The sequence below is a fragment of the Cohnella massiliensis genome (genome assembly GCF_900169535.1).
Taxonomy (GTDB): Bacteria; Bacillota; Bacilli; order Paenibacillales; family Paenibacillaceae; genus Cohnella; species Cohnella algarum.
In genome coordinates, this window is sequence record NZ_LT821259.1 from 778,189 (window position 1) to 792,715 (window position 14,527).

Genomic DNA, 14,527 nt, shown 5'->3' on the forward strand with positions numbered 1-14,527 from the left:
GGTTGGCATGAACACCGTATCCTATCCCCTTAATCACAGCATCGTCACAGAAGCCGCATGGTACAATCCTGTAGAATACGATATTTCCAACATTTCTCTGCTTGCGCAGTTCGATGGCAACGGTGGCGTTTCGAAATACTCGGTTGCCGGGCAATGGTCTCTCTTAACGGAGAAAAGCTGGTTTGCCGCCTGGTCGGTTAACGGCAAACGCCTGCCCTACAGACACCGCAAGCGAATCGAGGTGCTTGGCCGCGGGATGGAAATAGACTACCTCTCCGCTGAAGAACTGGACGGGGTGTCGGTAAGGGTGAAGCAGTATAGCGGAAATGAACGGAATGCGCTTTATATTTGCTTTGAATTTGAAAATCAGGGATCGGAACCGGCCCGGATTTTGCTTCGGCACGGCATGCAGTGGGACCTGAAAGGCTATATGTCCGCAATGGTTGAGAAACATGGAAGTTATCATGCAACCAAGATGAAGGAAGCCTGGAACGAATTGCGCACCGTCTGGGAGGCGGAATTCGGAGCGGATTATTCGGTTCGTCTTGCTTCCAGTCATAGAGCTGAGAGAATCGAACAAGAAGGTCCACGGATGGTTCTCGACTTCGTCGACCTTGCCCGGCCCGGACAAAAGGTTGTCTTTACATTGGGGATTACCGGAGGTATGGAACCTCTGGCCTCCGACGAGCTCGCAGAGGGGGCGGCCGCGGATTGGGAAGCGGCGGAAAGCTACCGGTCGTGGCTGAAAGAATCCTTCTCGGCAAATGGTCAAGAGACTCTGAATTCGCTTGTCGCGGCTTGCCTGAACGTATCGCATTCGTCCTACAAGGTCAGCGGGAAAAAGTTCGCCGCGTTTTATGCCGGGGTCAATTATCAGAGCCCTTCCCGCACCTACTTCCGGGACGGTTACTGGACGTTGCTGCCGCTCTTGCCGTTCAAGCCGGAATGGGTTCGGAACGAGATCGTTACGCTTGCGCATGCAATTTCGAATGACGGTTCGTGTCCGAGCGCGGTTATTTATAACGTGCTTCGGGATCGTTTTGAACAGTTTTGGCCGGACCACTATGATTCGCCATCTTTCTTCGTCATGATGCTGCACGACTACTTGGCCTGGACGCATGACAAAGGGTTGCTTGCGGAAACGGTGAACGGTCGGACCCTTCTTGAATGGGCCGGATTGTGCATGGAAAAATTAAACGGGATTATCGAACGCGAACTTCAATTGCTGGTAAAACCGGACAATCGTCGGGATTGGTGCGACAATGTCGTTCGTCAAGGTGCGGTCGCTTACGATTCACTGCTTTATTTAAGGGCGCGCCAATGCTTTGCGGAAATCATGGTTTATGCGGAAAAATGGACTGCCTCGGGAGATAACGTTTCGACTGAAAGGGAAATTTGGGACGCTAATACGACCAGCCTGACGGTAAAGCTGCACGAACGGTTATGGGACGATGCTGTTGGCTACCGGAACTACGAAAACATCGGGGGAGAAGGGAAACAGGAAAATAATATTTCGGTTGAGCAGGCGCTTGCTCCGGTTTACGGGATCGGTGCGGAACAAGATCAACAGCGTATCCTGGATTTGCTCACCGCCAACCTCGAAACTCGAAACAACGACGAACAGCCCTACGGCGATTGGGGGGTCATGACGGTCTTCCCGCAGTATTCAAACGTCGAACACCTGGTCGAAAAGTCCGCTTACCCTTTACGCTATCATAACGGAAGCGACTGGCCGTATTGGAGCGGAATCCTCGCTTGGGCCAAGTTGCGGCTGTCGCGAAAAGATTGGGAATATCCTCTGACACGATGGTTTACGTACGGATTGGAACGTCAATGGTTGACGCCAGTGGAATATTACGATCCAGTCTATGGTAAAGGTTCCGATCTGCAGGGTTGGAGCGGTATGCCAGCCGCTGCCGTTTTGTATGGCGGACTAGGTCTTATGCCACCGCTAAACGGTAATATCGTTCCGATTGCTCCGCCATGGGGAGAAACTTGCGTGGCGGGTATCCGATACCGCGGCGAAACCTACGACTATAGCGCCAAGGATGGTGTTGTCCGTTTTGTTAAAAGAAACATCTCGGACGTTTGATTCATGAAAAGATTGGCGTTTGCCGAACGTATAACCGCTCATGCGTTTTCTTTCAGCGCACTATTCAAGCTTCGGGGACTCTATTTCACGAACGGACTGGCCGGCGGCGTGTTCAATCCGTACTTGACATTGATTCTTGCCCATCATGGCTTGAACAGCAGCACGGTCGGCTGGATCATGGCTGCGGGAACCTTCGCATCCATTCTCGCACAGCCGGTGTGGGGCTTTATCGTTGACCGTTACGAACGAACGAAGTTCGTGCTGGCACTCAGTATGCTGATCCCGGCCTGCGCAGCCTACTTTTACAATTTGCAGTGGGTTGCGGTCATCAGCGTCGCCTATATCATGTCAATTGTCTTTTCCGCGACTTATGCACCAATAGCGGATGCATATGCGGTGGAAGCGGCGAAAAAATCAAATGCGACATACGGGTCCATTCGAAGCCTTGGCAGTCTTGGAAACGCTTTGGGCGGGTACTTGGGAGGATTGTATCTGTCATGGTTCTCGCTTACATCATTATGGCTCCCGTTCGCCTTCATCAATTTGCTCGGGTTGATCGCGATTCTATTCCTGCCGTCCTCAACGAAGTCAAAGGTAGCGGCTGCTTCATTTACAAACGGCGTTCGGGAGCTTCTGATAAACCGAAGATTTCTTCTCTTTTTGGCCGGATGCTTTATGATCAATCAGACATTGACGGCATTTAATTCCTATTTTACGCTTTCGTTTCAACTGGCCGGCGGCACTTATGCCATGACTGGCGTCGCACTCCTGCTCGCTTCCGCGACGAATGTGCCATCCATGCTGATTGCTTCGCGCTTGTCCGCGAAACTGGGAAGAGAGCGGCTTTTGTTGATTGCGGCGACGGCTTATGTGCTGCGGTGGGGGATCCAATGGGTGTTTCCGTCGTCCGATGTCATGATCGCCATCCAGGTGTTGCATGGGTTGTCGTTCGGATTTTTTTACATCGCAGCCGTGGAGTATGTAGCAAACACTGCAGGTAAAAGGCTGCAGGCAACCGGACAAAGCATTTTCAATATGGTCTTCGTAGGGTTAGCGGGAATTGCAGGTAACTTGCTGAACGGATATTTGCTGGATATCGGCGGTCCTTCACTTATGTATTTTGCTTGTACAGTCAGCGCGTTTTTGGGAGCCGGACTGTTGCTTATCGTGTCGAACATGAGAAGGAACACTTCAGTATAACCTTAAAGATAGCCGAAGAACCGTTTCGAAAATGGACGCATCCGGACGACTGCCATATTACGCTTGCCCGGAATTTTGCCGGAGGCACGGACGGGGTGCCGGACGACGCGCTCGCCGCCGAGCCTATCGCAAATAAAGATCCGTATTCGCGGGAATATTGGGAAGAAGTGGCTCTTTTCGTAACGGGGCTGTCACACCTTCATGACATTATTGTGCCTTTTTTTACAAATCGCCGATGCGGGAAAAGAATCGATGAAGCCGTCTCAAGTGCTTCCGTTTCGGGAGCTGCAAAATATTTTTTTCCAAACGATTAAAACGGGAATTATCAAATCCAATCTGATCGCGATGCTGGCGGGCCTAAGCATGGCCCTGTATGTGAACGACGTCCGCTTTCTCGACAAAATCGGGGAAATCGTGCTCGCGATCGTCGGATCCGCGCTCGTCATCGGCGCCGCCGGCGCCTTTAACAACGTGTACGACCGGGACATCGACTTCATGATGGAGCGGACCCGGGGACGCCCGACCGTGACCGGCCAGATCAAAACGCGATCCGCGCTGCTGCTCGGGATCGGCATGGCCGTCGTCGGAATGCTCGCCCTGTACGTCGCTTCGCCGCTTGCCGCGCTGTTCGGGTTTTTGGGACTGTTCCTGTACGTCTTTCCGTATACAATGTGGACAAAGCGCCGCACGATCTACAATACGGAGGTCGGCAGCCTGTCGGGAGCGATGCCTCCGCGCCGCGAACGTGCCGATGCTGCCGGTCGTCAAAGGGATGCGCCGCACCTATCTGCAAACGAACGTCTATCTGGCTTTGCTTGTCCTCTCCAGCCTGTTGTTCGTCCCGGTCAGCTCGTTTCTCGCGATCGCGGCATTCCTGCTCAGCGCCGGATGGCTCGCGCTCAGCATCGTCGGCAACCGGAAATGGGACTCGGCCAAATGGGCGAAGCTGATGTTCGTTTATTCGCTGAATCATCTTACGCTGTTGTTCGTTCTTGTCATCGGCTATTCCTTGATCATGTCGTTGTTCTGATATCGCAGCTTTGGATTTCGATCCTCCGGCGGGGAAGCCGGGGGATCTTTTTATGTTCCGGCACGGCGCGGCGTTGCGCTCGGCAGACCGCCGGAACGAAAGCATCCTTGTTTTGCGTATTGACAATTTTTCCGGCGCGATGTTACCTTTAATGAACCTGAAAGCGCTGTTATGCATGAGGTGAAGCGATGACAAGATGGAAAAACACGCGCTTCAGGACGAAGCTGTTTCTGTTTTTTATTCTTCTCAGCACCATCCCCTCGTTGTTCATCGGAACGACGGCTTATCGCAAGTCCGCCGAAATGCTGGAGAACCAGACCCGGCAGGATTTGAACGTCATCCTCGGCCAGGTCAACACGGCGATCGAGCGGGCCGCTCGGTCGAGATCGAAATCCGCGACGACGGCATCGGGTTTTCGAAGGAGGCGATGGCGAAGCTGAACGGTCGCCAGGACCGGTTCTTTTTTTAGGAAAACAACAGAAAGTTTGTTGCCAGCGGACGCTGTTTCCCGTCCGACGGATGATTGACGACCCTGCCTTTGAAGACAAGCGTCGAGGAGCCGCCGCCGTCCAAATTGTAGCCGTCGATCGCGCCGTACCGCTCCAGCAATATTTGAATCTCCTCCAGCGTGGCGCCCGAGCTTCCGTTCTCGTCCCGCCCGTCGATGACGAGGAAGAGGAGCTGGTTGTCCTTGTAATTGGCGATGACCGTTCGCGGAGCGCGCGCCGGACTGGATTGCCACTTGGACGGTATTGCCTGGTTGACGCCGTTTTTGCGCAGGATCGGCACGAACGACGCCCCGTACATCGGCTGCAACTTGTCGAGCTGCTCCTGGCTGGAAAACTTGCCGCCGACGAGCTTCAAATTTTTGTTAATGCCGACGAAGAACAGATCGGAATAGCTGGCGGTAAAGCCGCTCGCGTATTCCCCGTCCACGATCGTCGTGCCGATCGGATAACGCTTGCCCCCCGCGTCGGCAAAGCCGCCCGCGTTGATGCCCGCGACGGCGCCGCGCCGCTTGACGGCGGCCAGCGTCGTTTCCGCGCCTCCGAGCTCGTCCTTGCCGAGCGCGAGCTTCATCGCGTCCGCGGACTTGAGCTGCACCTTCAGCGCGTATCCGCTGAACTTTTGCGCCGAGATCGCAAACAGCTGCGCCCGCAGCTTGTCCGACGTCACCGAATCCTTCGGCGTGCCGAGCCGGCTCGTAATCCGCTTGTCGTAAATGGCGGCGGGGCGATTCACCTGCGCCTTGGCCGTCGTCAGCATCGCCTGCATGCTTTCGTTCGTTTTCGCGTACAGTTCGGACACTTTTTTGACGGCGGCCGAGATCGTCTCCGCGGTGCCGGCGGCTTCGTCGAGCTTGTCCGCGACATGCCGCGCTTTCTCGGCGATGGCCGGCGGCGTTTCGGCGCTGATGCGGCCCAAATCGGAAATCCCCAGCGTGACGGAGAAGTCGGAGGCGGCGATCCACCCCATCATGCCGATGAACGGAGCGCACGCGAGCAAGAGCGTCCGGTTCATCTTTTTTACGGGGGACATCATTTCAGCACGTCCAGGTTTTTCTTGAGTTGATCCAGCTGTTTTTTCAGCTCGCTGATTTGCGTGTACAGCTGGTTGCTGTTATCGGTTCTGTCGTTCGCGTTGTCCTGCGTAAACGTCAGCAGCTCGTTCAGCGTATCGACTTTGGCGGAAAGCTTGTCCATTTCGGCGGCGTAGCTCGTCTCGAGTTGTTCAAGCCTGTTTAAGTATTCGGATTGAAGCGCGGCGATTTGGGCGGCGGTTTGCCGTTCCAGATCTTGCGCGACCTGCTGCTTAAGATAACCGGTATACCAGACGGATCCGGCGATTCCGCCTCCGATCAGAACGACCCACAAAATGAGAAAAGGAATGAAAGAGGGCTTGGATGCTCTGCGTTGCGCGGGAACGACGCCTTCTTCGGGCGCGCTCGCCAATTGTTCGGACTTCATAAGGCTTGTTAGTTCACCTCAAAATCTAGGTTGAAATTTCATTCTAGCATAGGGGGGGAGAGGTGTGAAGGCACCATCCGCCTACTACTTTTATCCTTTTTTGGACGCGAAATCGTCTTGAACCGGCAAAAAAGCGAACGAGAGGACCTCGGCTTTCGCCATCGGGCGGAGGCCGAGGTCTTCTTCGCTGGAAAGGCTTTGAAAATCATCCCCTGACGCAGGGGAATTTCCTTTCGTTTCGCGGAGCCTACCGCTTGCCGGCAAGGGCCGGCTTCGAGGCCGCGCCGGCGGCCGAGGCTTGCGGCGCCGCCTCGACCGTTTCTTCCGCGGCGGCTTCCGCCCCGATCGACCGCATCATGGACTTCCCGGTGCGGCTCGCGTCGCCCGATCCCGTCTGTCCCGCGCTCATGCCGCTGCGTCCGGCGCGTTTGCGGGCGTAAAGCCAGAGAGCGTACTCCAGCGGACGCACGATCGCTTGACGGTAGACGGTCCGCTCGCCCGCGCGGATGAACACTTCGCGGGCGGGCTTCGGGTTGACCTCGAGCAGCCAGACGCGCCCGTTTCGGTCGATGGCGAGGTCGAGCGCCAGCTCGCAAAGAGCGCCGTAGGACGTTTCCAGATGGCGGGCGACCTCGATGCCGAGCGTTTCCGCCGTCCGGCGAATTTGCGCCGCCTCCGTTTCGCTGGCGACCCATTGCCGCAGCAGACGGTTCATCGGCGCAGCTTCGCCGCCCCCATGCAAATTGGACGTAATGCTGCGGGCGGGCCCGATGCGCCCGGCGCAGCCGGTCACCTCCCATTCGCCCGAGCCGTTTTTCTGCACGAGCATGCGGTAGTCGTGAACCCGCCCGTTCGGCAGCTTGATATGAAGCCCCTGCTGGGCGATATATTTGTCGCCGGTCGCGCTCCACGTCCGCAGCGTCGTCGCCAATTGCTCGCGCGTGATCCGCTTCGGCTCGATAATCCGGCGCCGATGATCGCGTCCCTGGACGAGCAATTTGCCCCCGGCCCGCTCGATTCGCAAAATTCCGCGGCCGCCGGTGCCGTTGATCGGCTTCAAATAGACGAGCGAAAACTTGCGAAGCAGCTGCAGGACGTCGTCGGACGCTTCGTACAGCCGGGTCGCGGGCAAATGCTTTTGAAAGGCGGACACTTTGGCCAGCGTCCGGTAGACGGTCCATTTGTTGCGCAGCGGCCGGTTCAAAAACGTGAGGTGGCCGTATTTCCGGCGAAAGCTGAGCAGCTTCTCGAAGCGCTTGGAGCGCTGGATCCGGCACCGGTCGTAGATCATGTGGGGGAACCGGACCCACTTGCGCTGCCACGAGCGCGACTCGGGATCGTAAATCATCGCATGAATGCGGTTCGTCCGCTCTTCCACGTCTTCCGGCGTAAAGACGAACACATTCAGGCCGAGCTGCTGGCCGGCGGAGATCATTTTTTCGTAGACGGCGCGTTCTTCCAGCGTTTTTTTATCGTTCAAATACAGCGTCAGGATTCCCAGGACAGGCTGCTTGGCCACGGGCTCACCTCCGGCCGAATCGCGCGCTTGCCGTCAACGATCATCGGGCGATCCCCTCTTTTGTTTGCCGAACGCGCTCATACAGAAATTGGCTGTACTGAAAAATTCGCTCCAGCGATTTTTTGCGAATATGAGGCTCGTCGAACTTCATCGGTTTGGAGTTGGCTTCGAAAAACCAGATATGGCCGGTTTTATCCACCCCCAGATCCATCGACATTTCGCCCATCCGATGCTTGGAGGCGCGCTCGATCTGGCGGGCGAGCAGCAGCGCCGCGACTCTCGCCTTTCCCAGCACTTGCTGCGCTTTTTCTTGACCGAAGACCGATACGAGCAGCTTTTCCGGATCCTCGATTTCTCCGCCGCGGGGCACGTGCGTCGTGATGCTCGTATCCCCCGCCAGCCGGGCGCCGATCCCGGTCACCTCCCACTGCCCGCTGTCGTTTTTCTGAACCAGCGCCCGCAGGTCGAAGGGGCGGTCGTTGTAGGAAGCGAGGGCGATGCCGCGCTGCGCGATATACGGCTCGCCGATCGCGCTGGATTGCGTCCGGATTCGTTCCCACAGCTTCTGGACCGACGAGCATCGGTAGGTCCGGCTTCCTTTTTCGCTTTGAATCTGAAGCCGGAAGGGCAGATGCTTTTCCGGCTGCGTCCGCACGGTCATGATGCCGACGCCCGCCTTGCCGCGAACGGGCTTCAAATAGACGAGCGAATACCGCTTCATCAGAGAGGTCAGCGCCTGGGGCTCCGTCAGCCGCTTCGTCTCCGGAATATAGGGTCTGGCCGTCTTCGATCTGTTCAACCATTGAAACATCGACCATTTATTGAAAAAACGGCGGTTGAACAGCTGGATTTCGGGATGCCGGGCGATGGAGACCAGCTTCCGGCGCACCCGCGGCAGCCGTTCGTCCTCCCGCTGCGGAATTCGGTTATACACGACATGGGGCCGCGGAAAGAGAGCTTTCACCCAGACTTCCCGATCCCGGCGGTACGTGTACCCGAGCACGCGCGGGCGGCTCAGCTTTAAGTTCGACACGGTGACGACGTAGGCCAAATAGCCAAGCGATTCGCCTGCCGCGATCAGATCGGCGAAATTGTGCCGGTTGCCCCGAAAAAGCTGCACGTCGTCGTCGATCGTGAGAATCGCCAGCACCGGCTTGCCTTCCGGGGCCGGCACGAGCTTGGCGCTCATCGTCAATTGCTCGGAGGCTTCGCTCATGCAGAGGGCTCCTCCTTCCGGCGGAATTTGCTAAGGTAAAGGCAGTGGTCCAATATATATTCGAGCGAGGCGCGTCCTTGCTCCCGCAGGGCGGGATGCTTGAAAATCGAGCGGCCCGGCTTGGCGTTCGCCTCGAACATCCAGACGGCGCCGTCCTGGTCGATGCCGATGTCCAGGCCCAGTTCGCCGAGCGTATGGTTGTAGTTGCGTTCGATCGCTTCCGACAATTTGATCGCGACGGCCTTCGCCTCCTGCAGCACTTCGCTCGCCCGGTCTTTGAAGGTGCGGCTGAGCGCCTGTTCGGGCGTCATCAGCGAGCCGCCGTTTTTAATGTGCGTCGTGACGCTTCCGCGCCCGGCTTTTTTCGCGCCGATGCCCGCGACGACCCAGTCGTTGTTGCCGTCCTTGTGCATGTGGAACCGGAAATCGATCGGGCATTTGTCGATCTCGATCAACCGGATGCCCTGCTGCACCACGTAGCCGGACAAACCGCTGCCATGGCGGGCGCGGAGCATCTTGATCAAGCCGGAAAAGGTCGTAAAGCGCAGCAGCACGTTGCCCGATCCCCTCCGGTAGCGCACGAAATAGCCCCGTTTGGGATGGTAGGTCAGACGATAAATCCCGGCGCCCAGACTGCCGCCCGTCGGCTTGTAATAAAGAAAATGATGCTTTTCCAGCAGTTCCCTGATCTGTTCGGGCGTCGGATTGTTGACGGATTCCGGCAGGTGGCGCAGCGCTTCGGGGTCTTTGTCGAGCAGCGAATAGACGTCGGATTTGTTGAAAAAGCTCCAGTTGAAAAAAGGGATTCGCTTTCGAACGAACCGCTCGCGCAGCTGGCCGATCGCGGAGCCGTTTTCGGCTCTTCTGCTCGGCAGCCGATTGTACACGACGTCCGGAAGCGGGACGATTTTGCGAATCCAGCCGCCGCCGCCGTCGAGAAACCATCCGTATACCGTTTCCTGCTGCCAGTTGATATCCTTTGGCGTAAAAGCAAAGAAGTACGCTTTCTTTTGCCCGAGCGCGAGCAGCTGCTTGATAAACCCCGTCCGAACGCCGAACGGCGAGGCGGCGGAACGGACCGAGCTGTCGGTCAAAATTCCGATTAACGGGCCAAGCTGAATTTCCTCGCTGCCGTTTGTCAGATACACGCTGCCCGCTTTCGGGATTCGCACGGACCGCCTTAATCCCGCCGACAGAAACACGTGATTTCCTTTCCGCTTGACGGTGCGGACCTTTGCGGGGACGACGTCCCGGCCGAGCTTGACGTTAATCGATTTTCGTCCGTTCAGCTTGAGCTGCTTCGCGAGAGGGCTGGAAAGCCAGACGATGCGCTCCGGCTGCTGCGTGAAGTGGACGTTACACAAGGTCAAACTCATGAGATACCCTCCCAGATGGTCGAAGCAGGATATATCGGGCGTAAGCGAGCGGACGCTCTGCGGCGGCCTTGGCCGCCTTGCCGCCCGCGCAAGCCATCGCGGCTCTGCCCGGCTTGGAGTTGGCCTCCAAAAACCAGACCCGGCCGGACCGGTCGATGCCGAAATCCAGCCCGAGCTCCGCAAACTTTCCGAACGATTGTTCGAGACTTCGGATGACGACGCCGGCAATCCGGCGCAATTCGAGCAGCAGCGCATCGGATTGCGGTTTGCCGAACCGGGCGGACAGGTATGTCTCCACATGGTGCGGGGACCCGCCTCCGTGCAAATTGGAGGTTACGGTTCCGGAGCGTCCGGTCCGGATCGCCGCGCCCGCGAGCGCCCAGCCGCCTTTGCCGTTTCTTTGCGCCAGAAGCCTCACGTCGAACGGTTCGCCGCCGGCTCCGGTCAGCGAAAGGAACGGTTGAACGATGTAAGCCCGGTCCCCGATCCAGCGGTGAATGCGCTCCAAAGCGACGGATTCGCCGATTCCGCCCAACCGAAACGGGACGTTGCCCGAGGTGCGTCCGCAGATCGTCACGGTGCCGTCATAAGGATCGGAACGAACGATCGCGGCGACCCTGCGGCCTTGCGAACCGTTCGAAGGCTTGAGAAAAACAGCCCCTCCGCAACGATCGAGCCAATCCGCCAGTTTTTTTTTGCCATCGTACAAAGCCGTCGGCGGGAGACAATCGGCAAGCTTGCCTACCCGGGACAGCGCGGCGTAAACTTCGACTTTTCCGGGCAGACGTCCGTTCAGCCGCCGCAGCGGAACGGCATGCTGCAGCCGGTTCATGCCGTCGCGAAACCGCCTGCGCTCCTCGGGCCCGCTCGGCCACGACCGGTCGTACACGAGCGAGGGCGCCCGGCGCTCTTCCCTGTACCAGCCGCCCTCGGGGACCTTCCATTTCCAGGCCTGGATCGATTGCCGTTTCGCATTCCAGGTCCAGGGGGCAAAGGCGTATACGTCCAGCCCGTAACGCGGTGCCGCGCGAGCCAGCTTCCGGATGAAATCGGCTTCGGCGAAGGGCGGGTGGCGGTCCAGCTCGCAGACGAGAACGCCGAGTTCCCCGATCTTTTCCCTGGCGCAAGAGACTTTGTCAAAATCCGGACACAAAACGGGCATATTGAATCATCATCCGCACCGAAGGGCGGATTTTCCCCTCGTTTAATGGTGTGTTATCGTTTTTGGACGGCTTCGAGTTCACTTCCAGCAGCCAGATTCGCCCCCCCGCGTCGAGCGCGAGATCGATGCCCAGCTCCCCGAAGTGCTCCGGGATGTAAGCGTCGATGCCCTTTGCGATTTCCAGCGCCGCCCGGGACAGTCTGGCGGATACGTCTGCTCTGTATGCGGCGGGCAAATTGGATTTGGCGACGGCGTCCCGAACGGTGGCAAGCGTGCCTCCGCGCGCCAGGTTCGATACGTAATGCTGGTTGCCCGCAATGCGGCCCACGATCGACGTAACCGTCCATTTGCCGCTGGAGTTTTTTTGCGTCAACGCCCGGAAATCGATCGGGCGGCCTCCGCTTTCGATCAACTGAAGGCCTTGCTGGATCAAGTAACGCTTCGTTTTCAACTTGGCGGATATCGACGAAAAAAACTTGGCCATACTCGGGTACGTCGCTTTTTTCGTCCCGCCGGCGATTGTGAACGATGCCTGCCATCCTTCCGTTCCGTAACGCGACAACCGGATAATTCCTTTGCCCAGGCTTCCTCTTACCGGCTTCAGAAACAGGACCGGGTAACGGGAGCCCATGCTTTTCAGCATCGCCAGATTGCGCAGCACGTAAGATTCGGGAAGATAGCGCCTGAGCGAGCCGTCGTTCTTCAACGCTTCGAACACTTCGGATTTGTCCAGAAACTTCTCGTTAAACACTTGCGCGCCGTACCGCTGTTTGATTTCCTGCAAAAATCGCTGCACGGCGGGCTGGTTTTCCAGCTTTCGGGTCGTCAGCCGGTTGTTGACGACGTCGGGAGCGGGGAGCGTTCTCCGGTGCCAGCCCGAGCTGTAAATCCAGCCCTCCACGCCGCCGGAGCCCGAAGCGATGGCCGACGGGGTGAAAAAATACACATAAGCGCCCTGATTCCGGCATGCGTCGACAAGTTCCCGGCAGAACATCGTAATGCTTCCGAACGGCTTGTCGGGCTGCTGCGGATAATCTCTGCTGACCAAAACCCCGATCAGCGGACCGAGCGCAAGCGTGCGGGAGCCGGAGCGGTATTGCAGCCGGAGGGGCGTGCCGGAATGGAGCCCCATTCGCCGCGCGAGCGAATGACTGATGCGCAAGCCGTCATATCGCGGTACGGGCACGACGGATACGGACTGCCTGAAAGAGCCGAACTGTAGCGAAAGCTGCTGCTGGGCCGGGATTTTGGCTTGCTTCATCACGGATTCCCCCAGCATCAAAACGTCTTCGGCCAAAATGCCGGAGCTGATGACCTGAACGTCGATTTTCGGGGTGGGCATACTTGGTTCTCCTTCCACCGTGTCGAATGTCTGGGCGTAGGACTCGTAGGCTTCCTTCCCGGGGGCACGCGAGAATACTCCATCATATGAGGACATCTATCTATCGGTGATTGGCCACATCGGCGGAAAAGGACTATACTTATCGTGCGGGTTTGTACGATTTTAAACGTTTTTTTGATGGTCGGGGCGCGCCCGAAGTCTCCGTCGCGAGCGAATGAGCATGTGCGAATAACGGGTAAAAAAGCGGATGCGGACGAATGACGGCGTCGTCGTCCGGCTGCGTCGGAAGGGATGCTCGGATCTACGTTATGAATGCGGATATGACGACTGTATATGACGGCGGCTGGCTTCGGGTCAAAGTCCCGCTGCCGTTCTCCTTGAAATGGGTGAACGCCTATTTGCTTCCGGGGGACGGAGGCTGGACGCTGATCGATCCCGGTTTGCGCTGGCCGGATGCGGAAGCATGCTGGGAGCGGCTGCTCCCGGAGCTTCGCATCGGCTTCGGCGATATTGCGGCCGTCGTCCTGACCCACCACCATCCCGACCATTACGGGCTGGCCGGGTGGTTTCAGGAGCGGACGGGGGCTCCCGTTTATATTTCCGAGGCGGCTTTCCGGGCCGCGCAACGAATGTGGGGGAAGTCCGAGACGTTCTCGGACGAGCTGGTGGAGGCGTTCCTCGCGTTCGGCCTGCCGGACGAGCTTGTGCCGGGCATGCGGGAGCATTTGGGCGGCGTTCGGCGCCAGGTGGTACCGCATCCGGCGGATGTGCGGAAGATCGTTCCCGGCGAGAGGCTTCCCGTCGCGATGGCGGGAACCGAATGGCTGGCGATCGGCGGGGAAGGGCATGGGCCCGGGCACGTTTCCTTTTACGACGCCCGCGGCCGCAGGATGCTGTGCGGGGACCAGGTGCTGCCCGACATCACGCCGAACATCGGCTGGCTTCCCGGAGGCGATCCCGACCCGCTGCTATCGTTTTACGACAGCTTGCGGAAGTTGAGCGGCTACGACGTCGCGACGGCGTTTCCGGGCCATCGGGATCCGTTCTCCGATTTTGCCGGCCGGATCGAGAGCACGCTGCGCCATCACGACCGGAGGCTTTTGGAGATGCGCGGGCTGATTGCCGAAGCCGGGCCGCTCACCCCGTTCGAAGTATGCGAACGGATCTTCGGCGCCCGGCTGCGCGGCAACGCCCATAATTTGCGCTTCGGCCTCGCGGAAACAATCGCCCATCTCGTTCGGCTGGAGCGGGCGGGAGCGCTTTGCCGACAGGCGGCCGAGGGGCCGGAGGGCGCGAACGGCCGGCAAACGGTTCGCTTCGCGATCCGTCCGTGAACCCAAGGCGGGGGCAGCGGCTCCCCCATGACGGCGGCCGTCTACGGCTGCTTCGAGCGCCGATGGTCTCGAACGAAGGGGAGCCGGCCAATGCCTTCTCCCCCTCCGCGCGCCCGCTGCGGAACCAGTTGAGTCGTAGCGACTCATTTGGCCCCTCCGCGCTCGCACTGTGGAACCATCTGAGTCGTAGCGACTCATCTGGCCTCTCCGCGGCGCCTACTGTGGAACCATCTGAGTCGTAGCGACTCATCTGGCCTCTCCGCGGCGCCTACTGTGGAACCATCTGAGT

The 14,527-nt window shown here is 58.4% G+C and carries 12 protein-coding genes and 1 pseudogene; 6 read left to right on the plus strand and 7 right to left on the minus strand.

The features are described 5' to 3' along the window. Positions 1-7 precede the first annotated feature (7 nt). The 5 genes and pseudogenes from B7E11_RS17370 (at position 8) to B7E11_RS17385 (ending at position 4,762) form a co-directional block, all read left to right on the plus strand. Positions 8-2,092 carry a glucosidase family protein gene (locus B7E11_RS17370; RefSeq protein WP_080836884.1) on the plus strand — a complete coding sequence of 695 codons (2,085 nt, stop codon included), beginning with the start codon at positions 8-10 and terminating at the stop codon, positions 2,090-2,092. 3 nt (positions 2,093-2,095) lie between these two features. Further along, on the plus strand, positions 2,096-3,292 hold the full coding sequence (locus B7E11_RS17375) for an MFS transporter (RefSeq protein WP_080836885.1): 1,197 nt from the start codon (positions 2,096-2,098) through the stop codon (positions 3,290-3,292). Between the two features lie 95 nt (positions 3,293-3,387). Further along, complete coding sequence (locus tag B7E11_RS29635; RefSeq protein WP_176220745.1) at positions 3,388-3,606, plus strand: hypothetical protein; 219 nt, start codon at positions 3,388-3,390, stop codon at positions 3,604-3,606. Further along, positions 3,545-4,322 (plus strand): annotated as a pseudogene (locus B7E11_RS17380) (UbiA family prenyltransferase). The gene B7E11_RS29635 and the pseudogene B7E11_RS17380 overlap by 62 nt, the downstream one beginning before the upstream one ends. Before the next feature lie 188 nt (positions 4,323-4,510). Continuing rightward, the gene (locus B7E11_RS17385; protein WP_176220799.1) at positions 4,511-4,762 is read left to right on the plus strand and encodes a hypothetical protein; all 252 of its coding nucleotides are present in this window, start codon (positions 4,511-4,513) and stop codon (positions 4,760-4,762) included. A 25-nt stretch (positions 4,763-4,787) separates the two neighbouring features. Here the strand turns inward: B7E11_RS17385 and B7E11_RS17390 are convergent, their stop codons facing one another. The 7 genes from B7E11_RS17390 to B7E11_RS17420 form a co-directional block, all read right to left on the minus strand. Beyond that, the gene (locus B7E11_RS17390; protein WP_080836887.1) at positions 4,788-5,864 is read right to left on the minus strand and encodes a phosphodiester glycosidase family protein; all 1,077 of its coding nucleotides are present in this window, start codon (positions 5,862-5,864) and stop codon (positions 4,788-4,790) included. After that, positions 5,861-6,289: a hypothetical protein gene (locus B7E11_RS17395; protein WP_080836888.1), complete on the minus strand. Its 429-nt coding sequence runs from the start codon at positions 6,287-6,289 to the stop codon at positions 5,861-5,863. The genes B7E11_RS17390 and B7E11_RS17395 overlap by 4 nt, the downstream gene beginning before the upstream one ends. Before the next feature lie 247 nt (positions 6,290-6,536). After that, positions 6,537-7,808, minus strand: a complete 1,272-nt coding sequence (locus tag B7E11_RS17400; protein WP_139787234.1) for a YheC/YheD family endospore coat-associated protein — start codon at positions 7,806-7,808, stop codon at positions 6,537-6,539. A gap of 40 nt (positions 7,809-7,848) precedes the next feature. After that, positions 7,849-9,024, minus strand: a complete 1,176-nt coding sequence (locus B7E11_RS17405) for a YheC/YheD family endospore coat-associated protein (protein WP_139787235.1) — start codon at positions 9,022-9,024, stop codon at positions 7,849-7,851. Next, positions 9,021-10,400, minus strand: coding sequence for a YheC/YheD family endospore coat-associated protein (locus B7E11_RS17410; protein ID WP_080836890.1), 1,380 nt, complete (start codon positions 10,398-10,400; stop codon positions 9,021-9,023). Before B7E11_RS17410 ends, B7E11_RS17405 begins: the two co-directional genes overlap by 4 nt. Beyond that, positions 10,381-11,562: a YheC/YheD family endospore coat-associated protein gene (locus tag B7E11_RS17415; RefSeq protein WP_080836892.1), complete on the minus strand. Its 1,182-nt coding sequence runs from the start codon at positions 11,560-11,562 to the stop codon at positions 10,381-10,383. Before B7E11_RS17415 ends, B7E11_RS17410 begins: the two co-directional genes overlap by 20 nt. After that, positions 11,537-12,904 carry a YheC/YheD family endospore coat-associated protein gene (locus tag B7E11_RS17420; RefSeq protein ID WP_080836893.1) on the minus strand — a complete coding sequence of 456 codons (1,368 nt, stop codon included), beginning with the start codon at positions 12,902-12,904 and terminating at the stop codon, positions 11,537-11,539. Before B7E11_RS17420 ends, B7E11_RS17415 begins: the two co-directional genes overlap by 26 nt. Positions 12,905-13,161: 257 nt before the next feature. On the opposite strand from B7E11_RS17420, the gene B7E11_RS17425 reads away from it, so the two are divergent. Beyond that, a complete protein-coding gene (locus B7E11_RS17425) occupies positions 13,162-14,238 on the plus strand; it encodes an MBL fold metallo-hydrolase (protein WP_240353434.1) in 1,077 nt (358 codons plus the stop codon). Positions 14,239-14,527 lie beyond the last annotated feature (289 nt).